This window comes from Hyphomonas sp. GM-8P (assembly GCF_003263315.1).
Taxonomy (GTDB): domain Bacteria; phylum Pseudomonadota; class Alphaproteobacteria; order Caulobacterales; family Hyphomonadaceae; genus Hyphomonas.
This window is the reverse complement of record NZ_AWFE01000001.1, coordinates 149,501-174,335: the sequence shown is the minus strand read 5'-3', so window position 1 is coordinate 174,335 and position 24,835 is coordinate 149,501. Positions and strand designations below refer to the sequence as shown.

Genomic DNA, 24,835 nt, shown 5'->3' with positions numbered 1-24,835 from the left:
GACGCAGGAGGGAATGTGTCCTCAGAACATGGAATTCCCATGCTGCGAGGTTTCAGGCACCGGCTGGCTTGCGCCCCAGTGCTCTGCGAACTTACCGTCTTCCATACGGAAGATATGGATCACGGCATTGCCGCGGGAGTCCGGTTCCGCCTTGAAATGGACGTGCAGCCAGACAAGGTCGCCATCCGCAGCGGCGCGTTTGACGTCTGCATGCATCTCTGGGAATTTCTCAATGCGTCCGGCGAAATAGGCAAGGAAGCCATCCTTGCCATCAGGGACGTGCTGCGAATGCTGGATATAGCCGTCAGCGATGCATTCGCGGCCGGCCGTTTCAAGGTCAAGCTCCACCTCAATGACATTCATACACCAGATCGCCTTTTCAAGGTTTGCGGCTTCCAGTTGTTCCTGTGCGCTGGGTAGCGTTGCGCATGCACCAAGCGTGGTCAGGGTGAGCATGCTGAGAAGGGAGCTTTTGATACGCATAAATGTCCTTCCGGGGCCAATTTGAAACTGATTTGAGGCGTAAAGCCGAGGGGCGTGCAAGTCGATGCAACTAATTGTTATCGCTCACCGCCCCCTTATCCGGCCTCTTCCTCGTAGCCCACCAGGCGCAGCGGCCGGGCGCGGCGTCCTTCCAGCATGGCCCAGCGCACCAGCGCATCTTCCCGGCCATAGGTGACCCACAGCTCGTCGGGATTCACGTCCCGCACCGTGCCGGTCAGCTCGTCCCAGTCGGCATGGTCGGAAATGATCAGGGGCAGCTCGACGCCGCTCGCCTTGGCGCGCTGGCGCACGCTCATCCAACCGGAAGCAAAACCGATCAGTGGATCCGGGAAGCGCTGCGCCCATGTCCCTTCGAACGAGCCCGGCGGAGCGATCACGACCTGGCCGCGGAAGGCTTCGCGGGCAGCTTTGGATGTATCGTCCGTTGTGGCCGGGCGCAGGTCGCCCATCGGGACGCCGGCATCTTCATAGACCGCGCAGAGCTTTTCCAGTGCGCCATGGATGTAGATCGGCGCGTCATGCCCGGCGAGGCGCAGGTGACGGATCATCCGCTGCGCCTTGCCGAGGGAGTAGGCGCCGACACAGTGCGTGCGGTCCGGGAAGTCCGCGATGTTGCGCAGCAGCTTGCCCATTTCGTGCTCGGTCGGCGGGTGACGGAAAACCGGCAGGCCGAAGGTCGCTTCGGAGATGAAGACATGCGTGCCGTCGACGGGCTCGAAACTGGCGCAGGTCGGGTCCCACCGGCGCTTGTAGTCGCCGGTAAAGGTCATCCGCAGGCCCTTGTATTCCACGGTGATCTGGGCAGAGCCGAGGATGTGCCCGGCGGGCGTCAGCCAGACCGAGACGCCATTGATGTCGATGACTTCGCCATATTCCAGCGCCTGCGTGGATTTCGCGAAATTCTTTCCGTATCGCGCCGCCATGATAGCCAGCGTGTGCGGATGCGACAGTACCGCGCCATGGCCGCCGCGGGCGTGATCGGAATGGCCGTGGCTGATGACAGCCCGGCCGACTGCACCGCGCACGGGATCGAGATAGAAATCCCCCGGCGGGCAATAAAGGCCTTTTGGCGTTGGCTGCAGCAGGAGGTCCGGGCGGAGCATGCGGTTAATGTAGCGGTCCGTTGGCGGCAGGGAAGGCGGGGTTCGGTCAATTTCAACCCCGGCAGAAATGCCTCGCCCTGAATTTTCAGAGATTTTTCCAAATTCTAACTGAGTTGCCACACTTGCGACACGAAAGCCTGTGCATAGACTTCCCCCGGAGAAGAGGGAGTTTTCCAACATGCAGCCAGCCCGTTCCGTTTTTGCCTCCGCTATCGCGCTGGCCCTGATGGCCATGCCATCTTTCGCCCAGGAGGGCGGGAATACGGACCTGATGGACAAATCGCTGGCAGCTGGCTGGAAAGCGAGCTTCATCTGCTCCGACACGTTCGTTGCGGGCATGGATATGGAGACGATCGAGGACAACGACCTCGACGGCATCTACACCGACTACCGCCGCGCCTTTAACCAGCTGCCCGACGCGAAGATCGACTTGAACGAGCAGACGGTGAGTGTGCAGTATGACCGCTCCATGCCGCCGCGCATGGCGGTTTACCGGCCAGGCTTTGGCTGTACCCAGCTGCCGGCAGGCGCTGATGAAATCATGATCGGCTACCTGCCGCGCTTCGCGGCCTGGCCGGAAGCGACCGGTGAGGACCGGGGCAGTGCCATCGGGTCCAATGTGAAAGTCAGCCTGCGGACCGAAGAGGCAGAGCGTCTCGACATTCCGGTCTCTTTCGCCTTTGACGAACGCACCTATGGCAATGGCACGCGCACCAGCGCCGTGGTTGTGGTCAAGGACGGCCAGATCGTGGCCGAGCGCTATGCCCGCGGGATCGATCATGAAACGCCGCAGCGGACCTGGTCCGTTGCCAAGTCGATCACCGCCACTGTGCTTGGCGCCGCGCGCCGTCAGGGCATGATCGATATCGATTATCCGGCCGTGATCGAAGCCTGGGATTCCGGCGCCGACCCGCGCCGCAACATTACAATCCGCAATCTGATGCACATGGCCAGCGGCCTGGACAGCGGCGAATCCGGTTCGCGCACCGACCGGCTCTATTTCGGCGGCGGGCGCGTCGTGGATCAGGCGGCGTCCAAAGTGATGGAGGCGATGCCCGGCAAGCGGTTCAAATATGCCAATGACGATACGCTGATCGCCATGCGCTCCCTGCGGGAGGCGCTGGAGGATGACAGCAAGTTCCACAGCTTCCCGTACGAGGCTGTGCTGCACAAGATCGGCGCGCGCCACACCACGATGGAAGTGGACTGGAATGGCGACTTCATCTCATCCAGCCAGGTCTGGTCGACGGCGCGGGATCTCGCCCGTGTTGGCCAGCTCTACCTGCAGGACGGCATGTGGGGCAGCGAACGCATCCTGCCGGAAGGCTGGGTCGATTTCGTGAAGGCTCCGGCACCGGCCCAGCCGGCCAGCGGCCCGGGTTACGGCGCCCAGTTCTGGCTGATGACGGATGCGGAAGGCGTGCCGGCGGACACGTTCTACATGGCCGGTAATCGCGGACAGTATGTCGTCATCGTGCCCAGCATGAATGCCGTTATCGTGCGCCGCGGCTTCGATGTGATCGGCGGGGCCCGGTTCAACATCAACAATTTCACGCGCGATGTGCTGATGGCGCTGCAGGCGGCCGCAGACGAGCGGGCCGCTGTCACCGCGCAGCGCGATGCTGCCGAGGCTGAAATCGAAGCTGAGATCGACCGCCGGCGCGCGCGCAGCGAGAAGGCCATTCAGGCGATCCGCGAAGAGATCCTGGCGAAGTACGGGCTGACGGAGTAGCGGCGGACCAGGGCCTAGCGCTGGCCGAGCGCGGTGTCTGCCGAGTCAGGCAGGGCCACGAGATTGGTCACTTCGCGCCGCTCCGACTGGCTGAAGGGCTGCATCATCGCATTGCCGCTTATGTCCAGCGCGAAGGCCTGGATGTACGTCCGCCCATCCGGGGCGCGGGCGCAATTCGCCTTCATGCTGAAGCTGTCGATCTTTGCGACCATGGCAGGCTTGAACGGCTTTTCAGCGAACATCTCAAAGGCGAGGATACCGGGCGCGTCCTTGGACACCGTCACCCGACCGGTGAGATGCTTGTAGACTTTTGCGGTTTCCTCATCGTCGCCGGGCAAGGGCGTGAAGCTGTAGACGGCGGCCTCGCCGGATTCCGAAATCATCTTCGCGTCGGCAGGAATGTTCTCCTTGAAGCTGCTGCACCAGATCTTGTCACCGGAAGTGTTGGCCTTCAGGTCCGCGTAGCGCTCTGCGGCGTCGCCCTCCAGTGTGTCGGCGGCGGGGGAGATCAGCACCAGACGCTCGCCTTCCGGCAAGGACGGGTCGACCTGCGCCTCAGCGTTCAGGTCATCACCTTCGAGCTTCAGGTCGAACTTGTAGGCCGGCCCTTCCGCCGGTGCGGAGAGGGCGGCTTCCAGCGGTGTTTCAGCGAAGGCCGGAAGGGCAAACAGGGGCAGGGCGATCAGGAAGGCAGGGCGCATCGGGTTTCCATCAGCTGGGGAGAAGGCCTCACCTTGCCGGAAAGTGACTGGAAAAAAACCCGCAAATGCCGTGTCTTGCGGTAGTTTAATCTGAAGCCATGCCAGACAGCGCCCATCCTCCCGCATTTACCTTGCCCGAGCCTTTCGCAGGCTGGTTCGGCGCGCGCGGCTGGTCGGCGCGGCCGCACCAGCTGACGCTGGCGGAGGCATCGCTCGCTGGCGAGAGCGCGCTGCTGATCGCGCCGACGGGCGGCGGCAAGACGCTGGCCGGCTTCCTCGGCAGCCTGATCGAGCTCAGCCAGCAAGGCGCGCGCAAGAATTCCGGCATCCCGGCGCTGCACACGCTCTACATCTCGCCGCTGAAGGCGCTGGCGACGGATGTGCAGCGGAACCTCATGATGCCGGTCGAGGAGATGGGGCTCGGCCTGCGCATCGAGACGCGCACGGGCGATACGCCTTCCCATGTGCGCCAGCGGCAGCGCAAGACCCCTCCGGACGTGCTGCTGACCACGCCGGAACAGCTCGCCCTGTTCATCGCGTCCGACCATGCGAAAGAGTTCTTTGCCGACCTCAAATGCGTGATCGTGGACGAGATCCACGCCATCGCGGCTTCCAAGCGGGGGGATTTGCTCTCCCTTGGCCTTGCGACATTGGCGCAGTGGGCGCCGGCCTGCCGCTTCCTCGGCCTCTCCGCCACGGTGCGGGACCCGCAGGGCCTTGCCGACTGGCTGGATGTGCGCGGCGATGGCAAGGGCGTGCGGATCCTGCAGGCCGAAGGCGGCGTCTCGGCAGATGTCGATATTCTCATTTCAAATCAGCGTATTCCATGGAGCGGTCATTCCGGGCGGTTCGCCGTTCCTGAGGTTTATGAGGCCATCAAGCGCGCGACGATGACACTGGTCTTCGTCAACACGCGCAGCCAGGCGGAGCTGATGTTCCAGGAGCTGTGGAACGTGAACGAGGACGGCCTGCCGATCGCGCTGCACCATGGCTCCTTGTCGCGGGAACAGCGCACAAGAGTCGAGGCGGCGATGGCGGCAGGCAAACTGAAAGCCGTTGTCTGCACGTCCACTTTGGACCTTGGCATCGACTGGGGGGAGGTGGACCTCGTCATCCAGATGGGCGCGCCCAAGGGGGCCGCGCGGCTGATCCAGCGCATCGGCCGGGCGAACCACCGGATGGACGAGGCGAGCCGCGCCGTGCTGGTGCCGACGAACCGGTTCGAAGTGCTGGAATGCCGCGCCGCCGAGGCCGCCGTGGAGGCAGGCGAGATCGATGGCGAAGGCCTGAGACAGGGCGCGCTCGACGTGCTGGCCCAGCATGTCATGGGCCGCGCCTGCGGCGACGGGTTTGATCTTGCGGAGCTCTATGACGAGATCGTCCGTGCCGGGCCGTATCAGGACCTGGACTGGGAAGTCTTTGAAAGAATTGTCGATTTTGTTGCCACCGGTGGCTACGCGCTGAAGACTTATGACCGCTATCACCGCATCGTGCGCCGGCCCGACGGGCGCTGGGTGGCGCGCACGCCGCGGGATGCGCAGGCGCACCGGATGAATGTCGGCGCCATCGTTGAGGCGCCCATGCTGTCGGTGCGGATGGCGAGCTTTATCGGCAAACCCACAGCAGGTGAGCCGCGAGCGGTTCGGGCCGGCCACAAGCTGGGCGAGATGGAAGAATACTTCCTCTCGCAGCTGACCCCCGGCGACACGTTCCTGTTTGGCGGCGAAGTGCTGCGCCTTGTCGGCATCGAGGGGCTGGACGCGCTGGTCGTCCGCGCGACCGGCGACCGGCCCGCGATCCCCAGCTACAATGGCGGCAAGTTCCCGCTGACGACCTTCCTGGCCGACCGCGTGCGCCACATGATCCACAACCCTGCTGAATGGCGCCACCTGCCGCAGCCAGTGCAGGAATGGTTCGAGATCCAGCGCCTGCGTTCCGAGATCCCGCCGCCCGATCACCTTCTCGTCGAGACCTTTCCGCGCGGTGACCGGCACTACCTCGTCACTTACCCCTTTGAAGGCCGCCTTGCACACCAGACCCTCGGCATGTTGCTGACCCGGCGGCTGGAGCGGATTGGCGCCAAACCAACTGGTTTTGTGGCTAGCGAATACGCGATGGCCGTCTGGGGTATGGAAGATTTGAGTCCTGCAAACATGGAAGAATTGTTCCATCCGGACATGCTGGGCGATGACCTTGAAGCCTGGCTGGACGAGAGCGCGCTGATGAAGCGCACCTTCGGCCAGTGTGCGCAGATTTCCGGCCTGATCCACCGGAACCTGCCGGGCAAGGAGAAGAACTCAAGGCAGGTGAGCTTTTCCACAGACCTCATCTATGACGTGCTGCGCAGCCATGAGCCGGACCACGTCCTCCTGCAGGCGGCACGGCAGGATGCGGCGACGGGCCTGCTCGACGTCAGGCGTCTTGGTGAGATGCTGGTGCGTATCCAGGGCAAGATCGACCATGTGCCGCTCACCCGGATCAGCCCCTTTGCCGTGCCCGTGATGCTGGAGATCGGGAAGGAGCCCGTCTTCGGCGCGAGCGTGCAGGATGCGATCCTCAGCGAGGCGGAAGACACGCTGGTGCGCGACGCCATGCGCATCGATTAGGTGTTGGATAGATTGGTCCCCGGGACCATGAACAACACCGTGTATACACCATAAATACCTTGGCCCGGTGCGACGAACCTCAGGTGCCGCGCGCCTCGGCCGCCGGGAGGGCGGTGAGCCGCTGGAGAAGCGCGCTGACCATCCGTTTCCAGACATCCAGCCGCCGTTCCGACACTTCCGCGAGCGCAAAGCAGGCGGCCAGCGTCGCGGCCAGCAGCATCTGAACATGGAGCGGGTTGGCGGCGTCATAGCCCGGCAGCGCATGCAGGAAGCTGAGAATGGGGAAGTGGAACAGGTAGATCGAGAAGGTGGCGCCTGCGCACCATCGGATGAGATGCCCGGCCCGCGTGGACATCCACTGCGCTTGCCCGGACAGGCAGTAGACGCCAAGGAAGTGCACCGCAATCAGGAGGCCAAGCAGGTTTTCCCAGACGAACCTGTCGGAAAACCCGAGCAGACCGGGCGTCAGCCCCAGATCGATCGCGACCGATGTCAGCTTTAGCGGCACACCGCCGGCCAGCATGCCGGCGTACAGCCCCAGCGGCGCCGCGGCAAAAATCAGCGCCATCGGCCGCGACACCCGCTCCGCGCCTCCAGCCCGCAGGTGCAGGAACAGGCCTACGCCGATTGCCCATGCGGGCGCCAGCAGAAGGATCCGCGGCCCCGCTGCCAGGGCAACGGCCGCCAGGAGCAGGGCGCGCATCCGCCCTTTCGCGAACACGGCGATGCCGAAGGCGAGGTAGTACCAGGCCTCGTACGAGACTGACCAGAAGGGCGCATTCGAGCCGAGCCGGATGTTTTCGGGCATGATCTGGGTGCTGAAGAAAAATGCCTTCAGGTATTGTTCGGCGCGCCCGGCATCATTGTACCAGGCGGCGTGATAGGTCTGCGGGAACAACATCGTGCCTGCCGTGTCCAGCGCGAAGGTCAGGATCAGCGCCGGAATGACAACGGAATAAAGGCGGGCCAGCCGCGCTTCGGCGAAAACCTGCGCGCCGCGTGTTCTGGCCAGCGTCGTATAGGCAATGACAAAGCCGGACAGCACGAAGAAGACGATGACCGCATCGCTTGCCATGTCCAGCTGGCGCAGCCGGTTCAGGAAGCCATCACTGAAGCGCGCATGGCCGGCGTGCGAAACGAAGACGAAAACGGCCGCGAGAAAGCGGATGGCGTCCAGGTACAGTGAAAAACCGCGGGACATTTCCGCAGATCCGCCTGTGTGGGCGCCGCCTCCATGAGGGGCAGACAGAGACTTGCCGGTTTTCAGAACTAGTCCCGCCCAGATTCCCGAATTCGAGCCCATCATGACAGAGCGGCCCTAATTTCTGCGTCAAACGGAGGGGGAAATTTCATTGAAAATTGAACGTCCTTCTCGGGCCGCCTTTGGCAGCAGGACGCGTGGCGGCATTCGGCATTTGACCGGTTTTGCGAGCCGGTCCAGAGTTCGCCCATGACCGCAGCCCTCGCAAACCGGCGTGAAGAGACTTTCCTGCATCTTGCGGGCGAGCTGCTCGTGCCGCTGCCGGAGGGCGGCCTCTGGTGGCCGGGCCAGCGCCTGCTGGTCGTCTCGGACCTGCACCTTGAGAAGGGCAGTTCCTACGCCGCGCGAGGCCAGATGCTGCCGCCCTATGACACGGGCGCGACGCTCGGCGTGGTCGAGCGGCTGTGTGCGCAGTTGATGCCGCAGACGATCATCTCGCTTGGTGACTCTTTTCACGACCGTGCGGCCGAGCTGCGCCTGCCGGAACCCTATGCGGAGCGCATCCGCGCGCTGACCTCTGCCCATGACTGGATCTGGGTGGAAGGCAACCACGACCCGGACCCGCCGGCGCATCTGGGCGGCCGGGCGGAGAAGACGGTTCACCTCGGCCCGCTCGTCTTCCGGCACGAGCCGGAAGGGGAGGCGGGCGAGGTCGCCGGGCACCTCCATCCCGTTGCGAAAGTGAAAGGCCGTGGACGGAATGTCCGCCGCCGCTGCTTTGCCAGCGACGGCGCGCGGCTGGTGATGCCCGCCCTGGGCGCCTTCACCGGCGGCCTCAACGTGCTCGACGACGCCTTCGGCAAAGTCTTCCCGGAAGGCCTGACGGCCTTTGCCCTCGGCGAAGGGAAAGTGTTTGTGCTTTCGGGTGGGAACCTGCTTGGGGATGTTCCGCGTGGGGCGCAATGGAAGTTGTGAAGATTCCCGAGGGTGGGGTACCCGGTAAGCAGAAATCGTGGGATCTTCGTTTGGTGTGCGCTGTTCATCGCTGTCACCAGCTTAGGAGTTTTAAAGGCGTATATCAGCCTGTTCTGTGATGATGGGTCGATCTGTTGGGCTACACCAAACAACGATAGCTTATTGCAACCGTGGCAGTTGCTTGTTGCGTGCATTTTGGTAGGCGGTGTTTCCGCGACAATCGCCTTGTATGAGCTCACCAGAGACTAGTTTGGCGCGGGGGAATTCGCTCTATGACGATATTTCTCCCTCGCTTAACCGTAGGCAAATAATCCTATAGCGCTGGCCTCCGCGAACATGGCGGAGTGTGGCCTCATGCGGCACAAGGATATCTGGCGGGGGATTGACCAGCTGGCGGCCCATCATGGGCTGGCCCCCTCGGGCCTCGCGCGCCGGGCGGGGCTGGACCCGACGGCCTTCAACCCGTCGAAGCGCGAGAGCGCCGATGGCCGCCCGCGCTGGCCGAGCACCGAGAGCCTCGCCCGCGTGCTAGACGTGGTCTGCTCGGGCTTTGACGATTTCGCTGCGCCGATCGATGCCCGCCAGGGCGCGGCCGCACCGCTGATCGGCTTCGCGCAGGCGGGCCGGGACGGCTATTTCGACGATGCCGGCTTTCCCTTGGGGCAGGGTTGCGAAGAGGTGCGCTTCCCCGGCCTCGGCACGGAAACGGTCTACGCCCTCGAAATCAGCGGCGACTCGATGGAGCCTGCCTACCGCGCGGGGGCCCGGATCATCGTTGCCCCCGGGGCAGAGGTGAAAAAGGGCGACCGTGTCGTTGCGAAAACCACTGGCGGGGAAGTGATGGCGAAGGTTCTGGAGCGGAAAAACAGCCGCACAATCGCGCTGGCCTCGCTGAATCCCGACTATCCCACGCGTGAGTTCAAACCGGGTGAAATCGCGTGGATCGCGCGGATTTTATGGGCGAGCCAATAGAAATTATTGACACCCTTGTGACATCCGGTGCTTTGCAAAACGCCTAAAAGCGGGTGATTACGCGCGCATGACTGACAAGCCCATTGAAGAGCCGACACCGCAGGAATCCCTCGACCCGGAAAACTGGGACGAATTCCGCGCGCAGGCCCGTCACATGCTGGATGCCGCCATCGACCGGCTGCAGGACGCGCGCCAGGGCCGCGTGTGGACAGAGCTGCCGGGCGAGATCAAGGACACGCTGAAGGCTCCGCTGCCCCGCGAGGGCTGGGGTGTGCCCGACGTGATGGGCCGGATGGAGGCGCTGCTGCCCTATGGCGCGGGCAATACCAATCCGCGTTTCTTCGGCTGGGTGCACGGCTCCGGCACGCCGGCAAACCTGCTGGCCGAGATTGCCGCCAGCGCGATGAACGCCAATGTCGGCGGGCGCGACCATGGCGCGATCTATGTCGAGAAGCAGGTCGTCGCCTGGTGCCGGGAACTGTTCGAGTTTCCGGAGACCGCGAGCGGCATCGTCGTCTCCGGTACGTCCATCGCGACGATCATCGCGGTGAAGGTGGCGCGCGATGCGCGGCTGAACTTCCATAGCCGCAAGGAAGGCATCTGCGGGCATGGCCTCGTCGGCTATACCTCGACCGAGACGCATTCCTGCGTGGCGCGGGCGTTTGACCTCCTGGGCCTCGGCACGGATGCGCTGCGCAAGATCCCGGCGAATGACCGGTTCGAGATTGACATGGACGCGCTGAAGGCCGCCATCGCCACCGACCGGGAAGCGGGCCTGACGCCCTTCATCGTGATCGGCACGGCCGGCACGGTGAATGTCGGCGCGATCGACCCGCTGGAAGAACTGGCTGACCTCGCCGCCGAAGAGAGCATGTGGTTCCACATCGATGGCGCCTTCGGATCGCTCGGTGTACTGAGCGACCGGGTGAAGGGCCGGTTGACCGGCGTGAAGCGCGCCGACTCGCTGGCCTTCGACTTCCATAAATGGCTGCACGTCAATTACGATGCTGGCTTCGCCCTCATCCGCGACGAGAAACTGCACCGCGCCGCCTTTACCGACCGGCCGGATTACCTGACCGCCAAGGCACGCGGCCTTGCAGGCGGTAATCCGTGGCCTGTTGAATATGGGCCGGAGCTGTCACGTGGGTTCCGGGCCCTCAAAGTGTGGGCGCAGATCGCCGAGTTCGGTACCGACCGCCTCGGCCGCATGATCGAGCGTAATTGCTATCAGGCCTCATATCTCGGCGAGCAGGTGGAGAAGACGCCGGGCCTCGAATTGCTGGCGCCGGTGGCGCTGAACATCTGCTGTTTCCGCTATACCGAGCCCGGCCTCTCTGACGCTGTGCTCGATGCGATGAACGACGAGATCGTCATCCAGCTGCAGGAGCAGGGGAGCGCCGCGCCATCGACCACGCGGCTGAAAGGGCGCCTCGCCATCCGCGTGAATATCACCAATCACCGCACGGCCCGCGCCGATCTCGACATCCTGCTGGATGAAGTGCAGCGCATCGCCGCTTCGCCGGAAGTTGCAGCAGTTAAGGAAGCGGCGCTCAAGGATGCGGGCTAGGCCCTTGCCGCAGGCACAAGAAACGGTCAGAAGTCACAGATGGATTGGGGCAAACTGAGATCTTTCCATGCTGCAGCGGAAGCTGGCAGCCTGACGTCCGCCGGAGACCGGCTGGGCATTTCGCAGTCGGCTGTCTCGCGCCAGATCGCGGCGCTGGAGGAAACGCTGGGCGTGTCGCTGTTCCAGCGCCATGCCCGCGGCCTTGTGCTGACCGATGCCGGCCACACACTGTTCCGCTCGACCATGGACATGGCGCAGGCAGCCCAGTCTGCGAACACGGCGCTGCGTGACCAGCAGGAAACCCCGCAGGGCGAACTGATTGTGTCCGCGCCGGTGGCCTTCGGGTCCACCTGGCTGGTGCCGCGGCTCGGCGGCTTTGTGAAGAAGCACCCGGACCTGCACCTCGACCTGCGCCTGGAAGACCGGGAATACGACCTCCTGAAGCTGGAGGCCGAATGCGCTATCCGCCTCTGGGCCGCTGACAAGGCAGACCTGATCCAGCGCAAGCTCGGCACGGTGGCGACGAACCTCTACGCCTCGCCGGAATATCTGAAGACCGCCGGCATGCCGCGCACGCCGCAGGACCTCGATAATCACCGTATCATCGCCTATGGCGACGAAAGCTCGCCCCTGCAGGAGATGAGCTTTGCCTGCCGTGTCGGCCGCGACGACGCCCCGCCGCGCCCGGCCACGCTGAAGGTGAACAATGTCTTCGCCATGCTCCGTGCGGTCGATGCCGGTCTCGGAATTGCGGACGTGCCGGACTATATGGCCTCCACCATGCCGCGGCTGGTGAAGGTCTTGCCGGAAAATGTCGGCCCGATCTTCGATCTCTACTTTATCTACCCAAGCGATCTGCGCCGTTCGAAGCGGGTTGCGGCCTTCCGCGACTTCGTAACAGCTGAAACAGAACAGCTACGCCGCTCAGCCATGCGGCAGGTGTAAATTAACTGCAGTTAATCATGCATAATTGCATGAGTGATCTGACGCAGTGGTGGTTGTGCAAGTGCGAAAAGGGACTATCTAGGCGTCATGCCAAGGGTCCCGGGCATTACCCAATCATTCCTCCGATTGGGCGTTTCCTCCCCCTTCGGGACCCGATACTCACAAGCCCGGCGCGTCAATCGCAGCCGGGCTTTTTTTTCGATCCCCAATCAGGCCGCGGGATTCCAACTGGCCAATTACCAGATAGACCGCCAACGCAGCGAGTACGGCAAACAGGTATGAACCCTCATAGCCCTGCGTCCAGCCGGGCATGGACTGCGCTGTTGCCTCGTCGAACAGGCTGACGAACCAGGCCGGCATACCCTCACCGAAGAAGCTGGCGAGCGCCCCGGCCACCATGGCCCCGAGGGCCGCCATTTCGCGTCCAAATTTGGAATGCAGTCCGATCAGCAGCGCGACGGCAATGCCCGCCGAGCCAAAGGAGGAGGCAATCTCGACAAGGCCCTTGATCGTCTCGCCCGAGGCCGCGATGGCATAGGCGAAGAGACCCGCCAGCAGGGTCAGCGAGCGGCCGAAGAGGAGTTTGCGAGGCTCCGGCAGGTTGCGCGCCACCCGCTCGATCAGGTTCCGGCTGGCAATGGCGGAGACGGCCAGCAGCGTCGTGTCCACGGTCGACAGGATGGCCGAAACGAGCGCGCCCATCAGCACGGTGTACATAAGCGGGGAGAGGTATTGCCGCGCGAGTTCCGGCAGGTAGCTGTCGGTGCTCTCGGCCTCGAACCCTGCCGCATGGCCGAGCAGGCCGATGATCAGCGGGATGGCGCCGAGCACCAGGTAGAGCCCGGAGGCGAGGTAGCAGCCCATACGGGCGATGCTGGCGGACTTCGCACCGAGGAAGCGGGAGATTGCCTCCTGCGCCACGAGCGAGCCGACAATGGGGGTCATCCAGGCGTCGATCATGGAGAGCCAGCTTTCCTTCGTGCCGTCCTCTTCGGTGAGACGCCATTGCATCTGTTCCGGCCCGATATGAGAGAAGGAGAAGTCCCCGGTCGCCAGTACCGTGATCAGCAGGACGACGAGGCCGCCCATCATCACGCTACCTTGTACCATGTCGGTCATCGCATCGCCGAGCAGGCCGCCAATCGTCGTATAGGCGATGATGATCACGGCGCCTGCAAACAGAGCAAAGCCGAGATCTATCCCTGCCGTCTCCGACAGGATCTGTCCCATGGCGAGGAGCTGGGCCGAGGCCCAGATAATCGATGTGGGGATGGTCAGCACAGCGGCGGTGACCTCCGCCCGTGCACCGAAACGCAGCTGCATGTAGTCCGGAAACGTCATGACGCCGGAATCGCGCAGCTTGTAGGCTAGGAAGAGGGCCATGCCGATCAGGCAGAGCGTGTAGCCAAACGGGTCTGCCCGCCCGCCCGCAAGGCCTTCCTCCGCGACGGCGCCGGAGGCGCCCATCACCGTCTCCGCCCCGAACCAGGTGGCGAACACGGACACGCCGACCATCAGCACACCGAGCCGGCGCCCGGCGACAAAGTAATCGGCTTCGGAATTGACGAACCGGCTGGCCCAGATGGCGATGGCAAACTGAAGGACAATATAAACTGCAAGCGCAGCGACCATCCGCCAGATCTCCCGTCTCAGTCCGTCAGAAGAGCGAAACGGTTATGAGGTTTTGGCCGCCGCGCAAGCGGTTTGTTTTGCTGGCCGGATGCCTCAGATGCTGGCGCGCAGCATCCAGGCGGTTTTCTCGGCGATCGTGGCCCGCTGGGTCATCAGATCGACCGTGACAGCGTCGCCCACTTTCTCGGCCACCTCGATCCCGTGCTTGGCGGCACGGCTGACGGCCTCATGCCCCTTGGCGAGGTTGGCGACCATGTCGCTGGCATCCGGGATGCCGTTGTCCGGCTTGATCGTGGCGAGGTCCGTCATCTCACCGGGGGAGCCCGGGGCGAAATGATCGAGCGCGCGGATGCGTTCGGCGATCTCGTCGAGGGCGGCCCAGAGCTCTGTGTACTGGGTCATGAACATGGCGTGCAGCTCGTTGAAGCGCGGGCCGGTCACGTTCCAGTGGTAGCCATGGGTCTTGGCATAGAGCGCATAGGTCTCGCCCAGCAGCTTCTTCAGTGCCTCCACGGATTGGGCCCGTTGGTCTTCCGTCAGTCCGATGTCGATCGGCATGAAATCTCTCCTTCTGGTTACCCCAATCATATGGGGATTTGCTGCTGTTGCAGCCAATCGAATGGTCGCAGGCAACCTATAGGGAAAATCTATTTCAGGGCTTCGCAGAAGCGCTGAATCCGGGTCAGCGCTTCCTTCAGGGCCTCTTCCGAGGTCGCATAGGAGACACGGAACGCCGGGGAGAGACCAAAGGCAGCGCCGAACACGACGGCGACCTTTTCGGTTTCCAGCAGTTCGGTGGCGAAATCCTCGTCCGTCTCGATCACCTTGCCGGATGGAGCCGTCTTGCCCAGCACGCCCGCGCAGGACGGATAAACATAGAACGCGCCTTCCGGTGTCGGGCAGTGCAGGCCGGGCGCCTTGTTCAGGCCCTCGACCACCATGTCGCGGCGGGCCTGGTAGGCGGCCTTGCGGACGGGCAGGAAATCCTGCGGGCCGTTCAGGGCCTCGATGGCGGCATACTGGCTGATCGAGCAGGGGTTCGAGGTCGTCTGGCTGATCACCTTGCTCATCGCCTTGATCAGCTTGTCAGGTCCGCCGGCATAGCCGATCCGCCAGCCGGTCATGGCGTAGGCTTTCGACACGCCATTGATGGTCAGCGTGCGCTCCCACAGGGCCGGCTCGACCTGGGCGATCGTCGTGAACTCGAAATCGTCATAGACGAGGTGCTCATACATGTCGTCGGTCATCACCCAGACGTGCGGGTGGCGCAGCAGCACATCGGCCAGCGCCTTCAGCTCGTCACGGGTGTAGGCCGCGCCGGTCGGGTTCGACGGCGAGTTCAGGATCAGCCATTTGGTGTTCGGCGAGATCGCCGCTTCCAGAGCCTCCGGTGTCAGCTTGTAGCTGGAGTTCGGGCCGCACTCGACCTTCACCGGCTCGCCGCCTGCCATGAGCACCATTTCCGGATAGGACACCCAGTAAGGGGCCGGGCAGATGACTTCGTCGCCGGGGTTCAGCGTCGCGACGAGGGCATTGTAGATCACCGGCTTGCCGCCCGGGGCGACGTGGATCTGGGCTGGGGTATAGGTCAAACCGTTTTCGCGCTTGAACTTGCCGCAGATGGCTTCCTTCAGCTCCGGCAGGCCGTCGGCCGGTGTGTACTTGGTCTTGCCTTCCTGAATGGCGCGAATGCCGGCCGCCTTGATATTCTCCGGCGTGTCGAAATCCGGTTCGCCCGCGCCGAGGCCGATGACGTCATGGCCAGCGCGTTTCAGTTCGGCCGCCTTGGTGGTGACGGCGATGGTGGCAGAGGGTTTGACGCGGTCGAGCGCGTCCGACAGGCGGAGATCAGCAGCCATGATAAGTCCTTGAGGCGGTCCCAGGAGTTCGGCCCCGGCAGGAGCGCCGGGCCGTGCCCGCAATACGCTTCGCAGACGGTGCCCGCAAGCCCTGTTCCCGCGGCATTTCGGGCACGGCGATGGTTAACAAAGCATGGCGCGGGCTGGCGCGATTTCACGTCACGCGGCGCACGATATTTAAAGATTATATGCGATCCTGCCCCGCGGTTGAGGGAGCTTTCTTTTCCTGTGGCAGGGGAGGAGAGGTGTCATGAGAATGGCGAACATACCGAACGCGTACGAGAAGATCGAACGCGACCTCGGCAGACTGATCGACGAAGCAGCCAGAGACGCACAGATCTGGTTTGAGCGGCTTTCCGACATGGAACGCCTGATGGGGCTTTGCGGCTTCATCCTGATATTGTTCTGTCTGGTCATTTCGAAATCGGCGACCCGGGCGGCAGATCCCGGCACCAGCCGCAGCTTTGCCGGCTCGTTCACACTGGTCGTGGTGTTCAGCTTTCTGGCAGGCATGCTGATCGACAGTCCGTTCGATCCGCGCAACTTCGTGAACGAAGACTTCATCCGCCGCATCCTCTAAAGCTCGCATAACGGCGCCAGCTCGCCTATTTTGCGGTTCATGGAGACTGAATCGCCGGGCGCAGCCCCCTTGCGGGGTGTTGACGTCATCAAGGACAATCTGACCCGCCTGCCGGCGAAGCCCGGCGTCTACCGCATGTACGGGGACGCCGACGAAGTGCTGTATGTCGGCAAGGCGCGGAACCTGAAGGCGCGGGTCTCGAACTATGCCCGCCTTGGCGGCCATACCCAGCGGATCGCCCGGATGATCGCGCTGACCAAGCGGATGGAATTCGTCGTCACCGAAAGCGAGACCGAGGCGCTGCTGCTGGAGGCAAGCCTGATCAAGAGCCTGAAGCCGCGCTTCAACGTGCTGCTGCGGGACGACAAATCCTTCCCCTACATCCTGATCCGCCGGGATCATGAGGCGCCGCAGATCAAGAAGTATCGCGGATCGAAACAGGACCAGGGGGATTATTTCGGCCCCTTCGCCAGCGCCGGCGCGGTGATGCGCACGCTGGACACGCTGCAGAAGGCCTTCCTGCTGCGCACCTGCGAGGACAGTGTCTACAATGCCCGCACGCGGCCTTGCATGCTGCATCAGATCAAGCGCTGCGCGGCGCCCTGCGTGGGCCTGATCTCCATTCGCGACTATCAGGAGCTGGCCGATGAGGCGGCCGACTTCCTGCGCGGGAAGGGGGCAGACCTGCAGAAACGGCTCGCCAGGGAAATGGAAGAGGCCGCCGAGGCGATGGATTTCGAGCGCGCTGCTGCCCTGCGCGACCGCATCCGCGCCATCGCTCATGTGCGCGGCAGCCAGGACGTGAATCCGGACGACATCGAGGAAGCCGACATCTTCGCCATCTCGATGGAGGGCGGGGTGTCCTGCGTGCAGGTCTTCTTCATCCGCGCCGGGCAGAACTGGGGCGCGAGTGCGCACTATCCGCGCCATGAGCGTGATCAGACAGCGGAGGAAGTGCTCTCGGCCTTCCTGGTGCAGTTCTATGACAAGCGTCCGCCGCCGCGGCTGATCCTGGTTTCCGACATGCCGGAACAGGCGGACCTGATCGCCGAGGCGCTGAGCCTCAAGGCCAACCGCAAGGTCGAGATCCGCAAGCCGGAGCGCGGCAGCAAGAAGGATCTCGTCACTCAGGCCGCCCGCAATGCCAGCGAGGCCGTGACGCGCAAATTGTCGGAAACGGCCAGCCAGGCGCGGCTCCTCTCCGAAGTGGCGAAAGTGTTCGAGCTGGAGAAGCCGCCGGAGCGGATCGAGATCTACGACAACTCCCACATTCAGGGCACGAATGCCGTGGGCGGCATGGTGGTCGCGGGGCCGGAGGGCTTCATGAAGAACGCCTACCGCAAGTTCAATATCAAGGATACGAGCCTCGAGCCGGGCGACGATTATGGCATGATGCGCGAGGTGATGCGCCGCCGGTTCAATCGCGCCAAGAAGGAGCGGGAGGAGGGTGACCCGTCCAACTGGCCGGACCTTGTTCTGATCGATGGCGGCCTCGGCCAGCTGAACGCCGTGATTGAGGCGCTGAAGGAAATTGATCTGACGCCGGATGATGTGACGCTGGTCTCCATTGCGAAGGGCGTCGACCGGAATGCCGGGCGGGAGCAGTTCTTCCGTCCGGGCAGGGCGCCGTTCAAGCTGCCGGAGAATGCGCCGGTGCTTTATTACCTGCAGCGCCTGCGCGACGAGGCGCACCGCTGGGCGATCGGCGCGCACCGGCAGAAACGCTCGGCCGCGATCGGCAAGTCTCCGCTGGACGAGATCGAAGGCATCGGCCCTGCGCGCAAGAAGGCGCTGCTGCACCATTTCGGCTCGGCGAAGGGCGTGTCCCGCGCGAAGGTGGCGGACCTGATGGAAGTGGACGGCGTGAACGAGGCGCTGGCAGAGCGCATCCACGGTCACTTCAACGGAGGCTGACCGTCCACATAACCCGCGCGTGCCGCCAGGTTTGCGATATAGCTTTCCATCAGGTGGACGAGTTCGTCTTCCAGAGTCTGCGGATCGAGTTCCAGTTCAGGCTCAGCGATCGTTGCGCGCAGCAGGTAGATCACGGTGTGCGTCAGGATGAAGGACGCCTCTTTGCCGAGGCCGAAGCCGAATTCCTCCCGCTGGCCGAGGGAGTCCATGAAGGTGAAATGCTGGCGGCTGACTTCCTTGCCGCCCTGGGACTGGAAGACGGTGTTGGACAAGATGAGCTGCGTTTCAGGCGTGCCCTGAACACCCTGCATGGCGGCGCGGATGATCAGGCGCACCGAGCTCATGTTCGGCTCGTCGAGCAGCAATTGCGTGATCTTTTCCCGCAGGGCGTCGCTGTAACGCCGGCTGAGTTCCACCAGGATTGCGTCGCGGTCATCGAAATACTGGTAGAGCGTGCCGATGGAAACGCCCGCCCGCTTGGCGATGCGACTGGTCGTGAATTTGGCGTATCCGTCCGAATCCAAAACCTGAAAGGCGGCTTCCAGAATTGCGTCGACCGTGGCTTTGGCGCGCGCCTGTTTTGGATTTCTTCTATTTATATCAACCATTTAGATCGGGCCCGCACTTTCTGAGACTCGCGTTTTCAGAAAGCGAATAGAAAATATGAGGATTTCTTACATTATTGGCGAAGCAGCGTCTGAAACGCAACCGGAGTACATGATGACCGCATCGCTCGAAGATGTGCACAAGCGCATTGCGCTTCAAAAAACGGCCTTGCCGGTGATGTATGGAGACATCGACTTTTCGATGGTGCCGGAGCGTTACACCGAGGATCTCTCCGTCAGTTCCATGCGGGACTATGCGAAGAAATTCCCGCCGCCGCCGGCTGACATGGTGGAGCGGGTGAAGGCCTATACGATGCTGGGCGACATCACGGCGGACGCCTATGCGGCCCTGATGCCGCAATACGGTTTCAAGCGGCTGGTCGACATGCTGACCACGGCCTGTGACGAAGGCATCGACGCGGTGCCGGACGCGCCGGCGGAGCTGGCCGCGCTGATCGCTGAAATGGAAGTGAAGCCCGAGTGGCTGAATATGGACCTTGTGCGCGAAGGCGCGCGGCTGAACCGGCTGCCCATGGCCGAGACCTCGCCCTGGATGATCCGCGGCGCATTTCTCGCAACCTTCCTCAACAAGTATACCGCGCTTCCCATGGCGCTGACCGGTACGCTCAGCCACTCGACGGCATCGCGCCGTGTGAACGAGACGGCGACCTTCTTCACCATCACGACACTGCCGGGTGCGCTCGAGCCGCGTGGGGAAGGTTTCAAGGCCGCCGCCATGGTGCGCCTGATGCATTCCATGGTGCGGTTCAACGTGTTGCGCCGGGTGAAGGGCTGGGACCCATCCGTCTACGGTATTCCGATCCCGCAGGTGGACCAGATGCCGGCTGGCCTGATCGATGTGTTCCTGCTGGCCTTCAAGATGGTGGAAGAAGGCCGGACAGAGTTCACGGCAGAGGAGCGCGCCCGCGTAGAGTTCAGCCGCTACCGCTGTTTCCTGCTGGGCCTGCCGGAAGACCTGTTGATGGATACGCCGCAGGGCATCATCGACATCATGAATGCGCGCAGCGGATCGATCCTCGCCGGGTTCGATGACGAGACCTGCGGGGCGCTGGTGCGGGCGACCCTGTCGACCTATCTGCCGCCGAACAAATCTCTCGGAAACCGGATCCACAACGCTCTGGAGCGCCGCCTCGCGCGGCTGGTCCTGGTGCAGCACTTCCTGGGTGGGAACAGCCAGATGGCACGCGATATCGGCGTGCCCGTCGGCCCGCTGGACTATGCGGTTGCCGGCGTTCTGTTCCCGATGATAGCGGCGAAAATGGCGATCTACAGCACGGCACTGAAGGTGCCGGGTCTGCGCGGGCTCGTGGATCGTCACCTCGTCGCCAAACTCCGCCGTCTGCTCGTACGCTACGGCCATGCCGAGTTCACGACGGACGCGTCAGCCTATCGACAGGCTGCACCTGCTGTCCCGGCGGAGTAGGGGGGCGCAGCGGCCGGCTTCTTCAATTGAAGGGCCGGCCGCTGTTGTTCCGTAACCGGAGAAGAATCAGTCGCCCTGGTCCATGGCGACGATGATCTGGGCGAAGCCGTTGGAGATGCGGCCCATATTCTCAACCGACATGCGTTCATTCGTTCCATGGAAACCGGTCAGGTCCACCGGCGTGATGACGGCTGGCGAGAAACGGTAGACGCGCGGCGTGATCGCCGTGGCGTAGCGGCCATCCGTTGCGCCGATCACCAGGGCCGGGGCAACCGGGGCGCCGTCACCGGCCGCTTCGGCCACACTGGCCAGCACGGCATAGGGGCGGCCATCGGTCGGCGAGACGGGCGAGGCTTCGCCGCCACCTTCTTCCGGCACGCCGACCTGGATGCCTTCGATATCTTTCGTCACGTCCTTCACATGCTCGACCACGTCGGCGACCGTGTCGTTCGGGTGGACGCGGAAATTGACCACGGCGGTCGAGCGTTGCGGCAGCACGTTTTCCTTAGCTGATCCGCCCAGCATGGTCGGTGCGGTCGTGGTCCGGATCATCGCATTGCCGGCAGGCGTCGCGGCGAAGGATTTCTCCACCATGCCGCCGAACAGCCACATGTTTGCCAGCGCCATTTTCTGCATGAACGGCATGTCACCGGAAGAGGCGAGCAGGAGGTCGGAGACCGGCGGCCTGGAGAAGTCTGCCGGCATCTGGTTCTCGTCGAGTGCGACGATGGCCTTGCCGAGCTGCACGTTCGCAGAGTCGCGCGGCGGCATGGACGAGTGGCCGCCGGTGCCGACCGAGGTGACCTGCAGCGTGACATAGCCTTTTTCCGAAACGCCGATCATGCCCATCTTGGCGCCGGTCAGTGGCGACGGATCAAGAATGGCAAAGCCTTCATCGACGGCCATCACAGGTTCGATGCCACGGGATTTCAGCAGGGCGATGGCTTTTTCCGCGCCGGAGCCCAGCACTTCCTCGTCATGTCCGAACTGGAGAATGACGGTCCGCTTCGGCTGGAAGCCGGAGGCGGCGAGGGCTTCGACCGCTTCCATGATACCGATCAGGTTGCTCTTGTCGTCGAGGGCGCCGCGGCCATAGATATAGCCGTCGATGATGTCGCCCTTGAACGGCGCGCCGGTCCAGTCACCCTCAGTACCGATGTTCACGGGCACGACGTCCTGGTGCGCCATCAGCAGCAGGGGCTGGAGCGACGGGTCGGAGCCCTGCCAGGTGTAGAGCAGGGTCAGCGTGTCCGGCACGATTTCCTTCGTCATCGCCGCATGCGCGGCCGGATAGGTTGCTTCCAGCCAATCGTGCAGCGCCAGCCAGGGGCCTTCCTGTCCGGGGCGCGGATCGCCGCCTGCCAGCGTGATAGTCTTGAACTGGATCGCCTCTGACAGGTGTTCCGCCGCGGTGTCAGCCGAGATGGCCGGCACGTCCGGCAACTCCACCCGGTCGCCCACAGGGGCGCCGCCATAGGTGAAGGTGCGGTACAGCACGACGGCAACCAGCAGCGCGACTAGGGCGCCGAGCCCCAACAGGAATTTCTTGAACACTGACATACCCTCCAGTCCGTTCGGCGCGGACGGTCGCGGGTCGCCCGGGGTTCGTCAAGCCGTCGGGTGGCAAAAAAATGACTTGGCCGTCACGATTTTCGAGGCAATCATGGACGCATGACTGACGCTCCGGCCAAGCGCCTGTCCCTGCCAAGGGTTCTCGCTTTTTCCTCTCTGAGTATCCCGCTCGCCGGAGTCGGCTTGCCGGTCGGTGTCTACCTTGCGCCGCTCTATGCGCGGGAAGTCGGCCTTGGCCTCGAGCTGACTGGCCTCCTGTTCATGCTGCTCAGGTTCTGGGACATCTTCACCGATCCGGTGATGGGCTACCTGGTTGACCGCTACCGCAGCCCGTGGGGCCGTGTGCGCCACTGGATCGTGCTGTCGGTGCCGATCCTGGGACTGGCCACTTATTTCGTCTACATGCCCAGCGTAGGGGCAGGGCCGGGTTATTTCGTCGGCTGGATGGTGCTCTTCTATATCGGCTTTACCCTGTTGCAGACGGCCCGCTCGGCCTGGGTGCCGGCGATCGCGGTCGACTATGATGACCGATCGCGCTTCTTCCAATGGGCCGAAATTGTCAGCGTTCTGTCGATGCTGTTCCTGCTGGCGATCCCGGTGGTGCTGGAGCTTGCCGGCTTTGGTGTCGGGCGGATGGGGCAGGTGGCTGTCATGGGCTGGGTGCTGCTGATCGCGCTGCCGATCTCGGCTTTCCTGTCGTGTGCCTTCGTGCGCGACGAGCCCGTGCGCGGCGACAAGGGGAACGCCGAGAAGTTCCGGTTGCGTCCCTTCATTGCCGCGCTGCGTAACAAATACCTCGGGCACATCCTGCTCCTGGAACTGTTGTCCGGAACGGCGATCGCCGTGACCTCGGCGAACTATTTGTTCGTTGCGGAATTTGTGTTCGGTCTTTCGGACGGCATGAGCAGCCTGGTCCTGATGTTTTTCTTCATCATGGCGGTCTGTGCCTTGCCATTCTGGCTGAAACTGGCCGCGCACACCGAGAAGAGCTTTGCGTTCAAGGTTGCGGCGCTTTTGTCCTGTTCCAGTTTCTTTATCTACTATATCGCCGGGCAGGTCGGCGGGTTCTGGCCGCTTTTCATCGGTGCCTTCTTCAATGGCGCGGCGTTCAGCGCCCCCATGGTGCTGGCGCGGTCAATGACGGCGGATGTTGTGGAATGGCAGGTGTCTCAGACCGGGAAGAACCGGTCCGGCATCTATTATTCCCTCATCACCAGCGCCTACAAGGTCGGCAGCAGCCTGGCCCTCGGCGTCGGCTACCTGATTCTCGGTCAGTGGGCCGGATTCCATCCGAACAAGGATAACTCGCCGGAAGCGATCCATGGCCTGTTGCTGGTCTTCTGCCTGTTGCCGGGCTCGCTCTACCTGCTCGCAGCGCTTGCCGCGTCGCGCTACCCGTTCACGCGGGCCATGCAACAGGAAGTCAGTAAATCGCTTGACCCGCGCGGGCCGGAGATCATGGACTAGAAGCCGCCGCCTTCGGCGAGCCATTCCTTCTCCGCATCTGTCGACTCCCGGCCGAGCGCCTTGTTGCGGTGCGGGAAGCGGCCGAATTCGTCGATTACCTTCTTGTGATCCTTGGCATATTGCAGCGTGCTTTCGATCAGGTTGCGGAAGCCTTCGCGGGATTCGACCAGAAGGTCTGTGAAGACCGACACCGAACGCTCCTGGTCCTCCGGCACTTCGGAATGTTCGAGCGGCAGGTAGAAGAAGATCCGTTCCACTTCCGACATGCCCTTGTCCTGTTTCAGGGCGAGGCCGTCCTTGCAGAGGAGAAGGGCGAGGCTGTCCTGTTCGAAGGCTTTGGCCTCATCGCGGTAGAGGTTCCGGCTGAACTGATCGAGCACGATGATGACGGCGAGGCGTTCGCGCGGGCCGCGGGCTGCCCAGTCTTCGGCGGAAGGCAGGTCTGAGAGTGTCTCCAGCAACTCACCGAAGCGTTTGCGGATCTCCGCGTCTGTCTCTTGCGACTTGCCGAACCAGAGCTTGTGCTTTTTCCCCGCTGCGTCCGGTGAGGCAGACGCCTCGCCGATCCAGTAATCGATGACGTCCTGCGGGGTGGGAAGTTCGCTCATTCTGTTCAGGCCTGCTGTTCGGGTCTCGTGGCAATAATCATGTAATTGACCGAGGTGTCGGTACTGATCTTCCATGCCCCGGTCAGCGGCGTGTAGGAAACGCCGGCCGGCGGCTCCGGTTCCAGACCGGCTGCAGCGAGGGCGTCGTGCACGGTTTCCGGCGGCAGGAATTTCGACCAGTCATGTGTGCCGCGCGGCAGCCAGCCAAGAATGTATTCCGCGCCGACCACGGCCGTCGCCAGCGCCTTGGCCGTCTTGTTCAGCGTCGCCACGATCATCAGCCCGCCGGGCTTCACGAGGCTGGCGGTGTCCTTCAGGAACTGCACAGGGTCTGCGACATGTTCGACCACTTCGAGGTTCAGAACGATGTCGAAAGGCGGCTCACCCGCATCGATCAGGCCTTCGGCAGTGCCGGCCCGGTAGTCGATGGAGAGGCCCTCTTCCTGCGCATGCGTCAGCGCAGTCTTTATGTTGGCTTCGGAGGCGTCGACGCCGCTCACGGTCGCGCCGAGCCGCGCCATGGGCTCGCAGACGAGGCCGCCGCCGCAACCAATGTCCAGTAATCTCAATCCTTCCAAGGGTTTAACCTTACCCGGCGCGATCCCGAAATGCCGTTCTGCCGTCTCGCGGATGAAGCGCAAGCGGACGGGGTTAAACCGGTGCAAAGGGCGAAATTTGCCCTTTGGGTCCCACCACTCTGCAGCGATGGAGGAAAATTTTTCCACCTCGGCCGGGTCGATGCTCGGCGTCCTGGGTGCCCCTAGGGAGCCTTCAATTGTTTTCACCATGCTCTATCAAACCTGTTTGATCCGGCTTCGAACAGCCCCTATGAGGGCGCTTATAGGGGC

Annotated in this window: 21 protein-coding genes; 10 read left to right on the top strand and 11 right to left on the bottom strand. The window is 63.2% G+C overall.

The genetic code is table 11. The annotated features are described in order from the left end of the window. Positions 1 to 21 precede the first annotated feature (21 nt). Complete coding sequence (locus tag HY26_RS00860; protein WP_051600288.1) at positions 22 to 483, bottom strand: nuclear transport factor 2 family protein; 462 nt, start codon at positions 481 to 483, stop codon at positions 22 to 24. Between the two features lie 95 nt (positions 484 to 578). Further along, positions 579 to 1,607, bottom strand: a complete 1,029-nt coding sequence (locus HY26_RS00855) for a ligase-associated DNA damage response exonuclease (protein ID WP_034769217.1) — start codon at positions 1,605 to 1,607, stop codon at positions 579 to 581. A gap of 178 nt (positions 1,608 to 1,785) precedes the next feature. Between HY26_RS00855 and HY26_RS00850 the strand changes: the two genes are divergently transcribed. Beyond that, positions 1,786 to 3,339, top strand: coding sequence for a serine hydrolase (locus HY26_RS00850; protein ID WP_081813221.1), 1,554 nt, complete (start codon positions 1,786 to 1,788; stop codon positions 3,337 to 3,339). 14 nt (positions 3,340 to 3,353) lie between these two features. Here the strand turns inward: HY26_RS00850 and HY26_RS00845 are convergent, their stop codons facing one another. Then, complete coding sequence (locus HY26_RS00845) at positions 3,354 to 4,040, bottom strand: hypothetical protein (RefSeq protein ID WP_034769216.1); 687 nt, start codon at positions 4,038 to 4,040, stop codon at positions 3,354 to 3,356. 98 nt (positions 4,041 to 4,138) lie between these two features. Here HY26_RS00845 and HY26_RS00840 point away from each other — a divergent pair, with 98 nt between their 5' ends. Further along, entirely contained in the window at positions 4,139 to 6,646 is a 2,508-nt protein-coding gene (locus HY26_RS00840) for a ligase-associated DNA damage response DEXH box helicase (RefSeq protein WP_065383247.1), read from the top strand. Between the two features lie 79 nt (positions 6,647 to 6,725). On the opposite strand, the gene HY26_RS00835 is transcribed toward HY26_RS00840, so the two are convergent. Further along, positions 6,726 to 7,847 (bottom strand): acyltransferase, encoded by a 1,122-nt coding sequence (locus HY26_RS00835; protein WP_065383248.1) that lies wholly within the window; start codon positions 7,845 to 7,847, stop codon positions 6,726 to 6,728. Between the two features lie 249 nt (positions 7,848 to 8,096). On the opposite strand from HY26_RS00835, the gene pdeM reads away from it, so the two are divergent. From pdeM to HY26_RS00815, 4 genes are all read left to right on the top strand, one after another. Then, positions 8,097 to 8,822, top strand: a complete 726-nt coding sequence (pdeM, locus tag HY26_RS00830; protein ID WP_034769211.1) for a ligase-associated DNA damage response endonuclease PdeM — start codon at positions 8,097 to 8,099, stop codon at positions 8,820 to 8,822. A 354-nt stretch (positions 8,823 to 9,176) separates the two neighbouring features. Continuing rightward, entirely contained in the window at positions 9,177 to 9,794 is a 618-nt protein-coding gene (locus HY26_RS00825; RefSeq protein WP_065383249.1) for a helix-turn-helix transcriptional regulator, read from the top strand. 67 nt (positions 9,795 to 9,861) lie between these two features. After that, entirely contained in the window at positions 9,862 to 11,361 is a 1,500-nt protein-coding gene (locus tag HY26_RS00820; protein WP_051600287.1) for a pyridoxal-dependent decarboxylase, read from the top strand. Positions 11,362 to 11,400: 39 nt separating this feature from the next. Continuing rightward, positions 11,401 to 12,306: a LysR family transcriptional regulator gene (locus tag HY26_RS00815; protein WP_034769208.1), complete on the top strand. Its 906-nt coding sequence runs from the start codon at positions 11,401 to 11,403 to the stop codon at positions 12,304 to 12,306. Positions 12,307 to 12,465: 159 nt separating this feature from the next. Here the strand turns inward: HY26_RS00815 and HY26_RS00810 are convergent, their stop codons facing one another. From HY26_RS00810 to HY26_RS00800, 3 genes are all read right to left on the bottom strand, one after another. Continuing rightward, positions 12,466 to 13,938 carry a sodium:solute symporter family protein gene (locus HY26_RS00810; RefSeq protein WP_065383250.1) on the bottom strand — a complete coding sequence of 491 codons (1,473 nt, stop codon included), beginning with the start codon at positions 13,936 to 13,938 and terminating at the stop codon, positions 12,466 to 12,468. Positions 13,939 to 14,031: 93 nt separating this feature from the next. Further along, positions 14,032 to 14,496, bottom strand: coding sequence for a Dps family protein (locus HY26_RS00805; RefSeq protein WP_051600285.1), 465 nt, complete (start codon positions 14,494 to 14,496; stop codon positions 14,032 to 14,034). Between the two features lie 89 nt (positions 14,497 to 14,585). Next, entirely contained in the window at positions 14,586 to 15,797 is a 1,212-nt protein-coding gene (locus tag HY26_RS00800) for a pyridoxal phosphate-dependent aminotransferase (protein ID WP_065383251.1), read from the bottom strand. Between the two features lie 256 nt (positions 15,798 to 16,053). Here HY26_RS00800 and HY26_RS00795 point away from each other — a divergent pair, with 256 nt between their 5' ends. Both HY26_RS00795 and uvrC read left to right on the top strand, forming a co-directional pair. After that, positions 16,054 to 16,377, top strand: coding sequence for a hypothetical protein (locus tag HY26_RS00795; protein ID WP_034769204.1), 324 nt, complete (start codon positions 16,054 to 16,056; stop codon positions 16,375 to 16,377). A 39-nt stretch (positions 16,378 to 16,416) separates the two neighbouring features. Then, entirely contained in the window at positions 16,417 to 18,291 is a 1,875-nt protein-coding gene (uvrC, locus tag HY26_RS00790; protein WP_065383252.1) for an excinuclease ABC subunit UvrC, read from the top strand. On the opposite strand, the gene HY26_RS00785 is transcribed toward uvrC, so the two are convergent. Further along, positions 18,273 to 18,899, bottom strand: coding sequence for a TetR/AcrR family transcriptional regulator (locus HY26_RS00785; RefSeq protein WP_034769200.1), 627 nt, complete (start codon positions 18,897 to 18,899; stop codon positions 18,273 to 18,275). The genes uvrC and HY26_RS00785 overlap by 19 nt on opposite strands. Before the next feature lie 55 nt (positions 18,900 to 18,954). Between HY26_RS00785 and HY26_RS00780 the strand changes: the two genes are divergently transcribed. Further along, on the top strand, positions 18,955 to 20,340 hold the full coding sequence (locus tag HY26_RS00780) for an oxygenase MpaB family protein (protein WP_197020309.1): 1,386 nt from the start codon (positions 18,955 to 18,957) through the stop codon (positions 20,338 to 20,340). A 66-nt stretch (positions 20,341 to 20,406) separates the two neighbouring features. Here HY26_RS00780 and HY26_RS00775 read toward each other — a convergent pair whose 3' ends face one another. Further along, a complete protein-coding gene (locus HY26_RS00775) occupies positions 20,407 to 21,900 on the bottom strand; it encodes a M20 family peptidase (protein ID WP_065383253.1) in 1,494 nt (497 codons plus the stop codon). A 111-nt stretch (positions 21,901 to 22,011) separates the two neighbouring features. Here HY26_RS00775 and HY26_RS00770 point away from each other — a divergent pair, with 111 nt between their 5' ends. Next, positions 22,012 to 23,379: an MFS transporter gene (locus HY26_RS00770; RefSeq protein ID WP_065383254.1), complete on the top strand. Its 1,368-nt coding sequence runs from the start codon at positions 22,012 to 22,014 to the stop codon at positions 23,377 to 23,379. On the opposite strand, the gene HY26_RS00765 is transcribed toward HY26_RS00770, so the two are convergent. Next, entirely contained in the window at positions 23,376 to 23,987 is a 612-nt protein-coding gene (locus tag HY26_RS00765) for a DUF924 family protein (RefSeq protein ID WP_034769196.1), read from the bottom strand. The two genes, HY26_RS00770 and HY26_RS00765, sit on opposite strands and share 4 nt — an antisense overlap. A 5-nt stretch (positions 23,988 to 23,992) precedes the next feature. Next, positions 23,993 to 24,775: a bifunctional 2-polyprenyl-6-hydroxyphenol methylase/3-demethylubiquinol 3-O-methyltransferase UbiG gene (gene ubiG / locus HY26_RS00760; protein WP_034769194.1), complete on the bottom strand. Its 783-nt coding sequence runs from the start codon at positions 24,773 to 24,775 to the stop codon at positions 23,993 to 23,995. Between the last annotated feature and the right edge of the window lie 60 nt (positions 24,776 to 24,835).